A 3006-nucleotide genomic window follows, 5' to 3' on the forward strand; every position below is an offset into this window, starting at 1 on the left:
GCTCTCTCCTCGGCTATCCAAGGAGGGGGCAATTCCTCGTGACGCCGAGGGGGCAGTTTTCCATGGCGCGCGACACTTAGCCCCGACAGCGGCGCGAGACCGCAAGACGGATGAAGCTTGCGCCGAGTTAATCTGCCTTACGAGAAAGACATTTGCAGCGGCGCGCGTTCTGCGGTTGACCGTGGTGTTTCCTCGCAAGCGTAGCCTCCTCGCCGCTCCAGGGGGCTTTAGTTGAGCAAACACTCGGCCCGGAGTCCCAGTTTCTCCCGGCCGTTTTCCCTATCCGGATACTTCTGCGTCTGCGTCGCGATCGGGAGCGGCGACAGTTTTGTATGGGACCTCATGTCGATTTCACGAGACGAATTCGATCCTCTTGCCGCCGTCGTCGACTGGCTCGATGCCTGCCGACGGGGAGACCTGAACGCGCTGCTCGATCTATATGACGAGCGCGCGGTCATGGAATGCGGCTGCGAGGGCGTGACCTTGACGGGGCGAAATTCGATCGCGGCCTATTGGGCACCGAAGCTCGAAAGCAGGTGCTCCTTTAACCTTGATGATGTGGTCCTAACCGGCCACGGGGTTCAGATCGATTACCAGAGCTATGAAGGCAAGCCGGTCCGCTTTTACTTTCGGTTCGATCGCTCCAACAAGATCATCTACACGAGTTGCGGCCCATTGATCGGTCGCGCTGCTAGAATCTCGCCCAACTAAAGCAGTTCGACCTTGCTGGTGACGGTCGGCGACGATGGCGTCGCCTTGGTCGGGCCACCCGCGCGATATTGGCATCGTCGAAACCGAAATCACGCGGTCGGAGTCGCCGCCGTTGTCCCCATGCTGCCGGAATGGTAGCAATTCACCCATGGCCGAAGGCGACCCCATCCGCATCATCCCTCACCGTGGCGTAGACGACGACTGCGGAAGTCTTGAGGTATGGTTCGCGGACGGACGCAAATCGGTCAGGTTCTATTGGGACAACCTTGTCTCACGCCGGTTGAGCGGCAACACCCTCACGCGAGAGCAGGCGATCGAGAAAGCCACGGCGCTGGCGAGGGCCGAGATCGACAAGCTGGACAACCCCGAGTGAGAGCCTCGGCGCAGCCGCACGCGGTTCGCAGCGCATCCCGCTGATGCGTTCTTCCGGCCCGTCCGACGCGCATTAGCGGCCTCCTCACAAGGCTCGGCAGATCGGAACACAAAGGCGGACGCTTCAGGCCACACCGGTTATTTCAACCGTTACGGTTCCTGCGAATGGCTCGGGATCAGGGGGATTTTTGTTTGCGTCGTCTTTGCTGCCGGCCCAGCCGCTTGGCGTTTGCCGCCACCCGCTTTCGGTATTGACGCACAATCTCATCGCTTGAGGCGCCAGCCATGAGGCTTGCGCCGGCTTTGGCGGCCGCCTGTATTTTTTCACTGACCATGCGCTCGGCTTCACGCTGAGCACCCTTGCCGCCTCGCATCAGCTTCGCCAGACGCAACCCGATCACGCGGTTTGATTCCAGCGCCAGCATCATCCAGTTCCGCATTCTTCTCGATTTCCCCGGCAGCATTCTGACTGACTCCTGAAGAGAACCTCGGCTGCTTTACTGGAGCTTTTAGCGCGACTCTCTTTTTCCAGCCAGCGAGAGGCGCCTCGCAGACGTCGCCGGCTTGTTCCACTTGAATTCGGCCGGACACCGCCGTCGCGCCGGACTCAAAAGCGCATCTCGCAAATTGTCGATCTGTAGCGACTTGGATCGGCCGCGAGTTCCTTTCTGGCATTAGTAGTCTTCGCCGCTGTCGAGTTTGCGAAGCAGGTCGAGCGTTCTTCTAAGAGAACAGCCAGCTTATTAACTGATATGTCCCTGCACCGAGAACGCAAAGCCAACCGGCCGTGAGCGCGAGTGCGACCAGCAAAAGAACAGTTGCGGGGGCCTGTCCGGATGCGACGCTGGGCTCGGCTACGACTTGGTTCGGCATGCGAAGCTGGTTGAGGATGGCGAACAGCAGCTCCTGCTTGGGCATGGTTCTGGCATTCTCGACCCCGTTTTCTTCCGCTAACGAGACAAGCTCGGCCGGGGTTTTGGACTTGAGATCTACGAATTTGACTTCCCAGGAGAAGTCGCCGCGGCGTCGCGGCAGAAATTCGATAAGGCCGAGTGCCCCGACCAGCATCACGCCAAGCAATGCCGCCAAGGGATGTAGCGGCTCGCGCCAGAAGCCGGCCGCCGTGCCGATCGTTAGCAGGGCTGTAGTCTCGAGGTCATCCGGTGCGCGATCTACCAATGACCCGGTTGTTGGCGCATCCTCGTGTTCGATGACAGGGGGAGGGGTGATCTGTGCGACATCCGTCGAGGGATTTGGCGGCTCGTGCCAGGATCCGTCTGCCGCGCCGATCGTTCGTTCGGCGTTACGCTCGATGTCATCCGGCGCGCGATTGACCAGCGGCTCGCTGCCCGTCGCATCATCATTTCCGCGGGGGTGCGAGTTCAATGACGTTCGCGCCACGAACGACTGCGCGGGTTCCTGATCAGGCAACACCTTCCGCATCACTTCGCGCGCGTTGAGCGAGTCGTTTGTTCGCTGAGCTTTATGAAATCTGCGGTAATCGCCCTCAAGCGTTGCGTACTTGCGGCTATCCCACCGAGCCTGGGCCGCGCGTTGCCGGAACGGGACAGACGTAACATAACCAAACCCGCCACCGCCAAACCAAGCCTTGCGACTCCTTTGGCCTAATCGGTTCGGGTAAGACCAGCGGTATGCACCGGCATAAGGCGCACCATGAGCGCCACCGAACCAAGCCTTATGACCCCTTGGGGCTAATCGGCTCGGGTAAGACCAACCGTATGCACCGGGATAAGGATTTCCCCCACCATAACTGCCACCGCCAACACCACTGACGCCGGCTCCCACACCACCGCCGGCTCCCGCACCGACGCCTATTCCCGCACCACCGCCACCACCACTGCCAGCTCCTGCTCCTCCGGCACCACCACTGCCTGCCCCGCCGCCCCCGCCACCTCCAGCACC

At 60.9% G+C, this 3006-nt stretch carries 3 protein-coding genes and 1 pseudogene; 2 read left to right on the plus strand and 2 right to left on the minus strand.

All coding sequences use genetic code 11. The features are described from left to right. Positions 1 to 342 precede the first annotated feature (342 nt). Both SO139_RS45890 and SO139_RS45895 read left to right on the plus strand, forming a co-directional pair. On the plus strand, positions 343 to 711 hold the full coding sequence (locus SO139_RS45890) for a YybH family protein (RefSeq protein ID WP_449384674.1): 369 nt from the start codon (positions 343 to 345) through the stop codon (positions 709 to 711). 148 nt (positions 712 to 859) lie between these two features. After that, complete coding sequence (locus SO139_RS45895; RefSeq protein ID WP_063696289.1) at positions 860 to 1084, plus strand: hypothetical protein; 225 nt, start codon at positions 860 to 862, stop codon at positions 1082 to 1084. Between the two features lie 175 nt (positions 1085 to 1259). On the opposite strand, the gene SO139_RS45900 is transcribed toward SO139_RS45895, so the two are convergent. Both SO139_RS45900 and SO139_RS45905 read right to left on the minus strand, forming a co-directional pair. Beyond that, entirely contained in the window at positions 1260 to 1547 is a 288-nt protein-coding gene (locus tag SO139_RS45900) for a hypothetical protein (RefSeq protein ID WP_449384673.1), read from the minus strand. A gap of 406 nt (positions 1548 to 1953) precedes the next feature. Beyond that, a pseudogene (locus tag SO139_RS45905) lies at positions 1954 to 2118 on the minus strand (Rho termination factor N-terminal domain-containing protein); the annotation flags it as partial. Between the last annotated feature and the right edge of the window lie 888 nt (positions 2119 to 3006).

This window comes from Bradyrhizobium sp. UFLA05-89 (assembly GCF_059803475.1).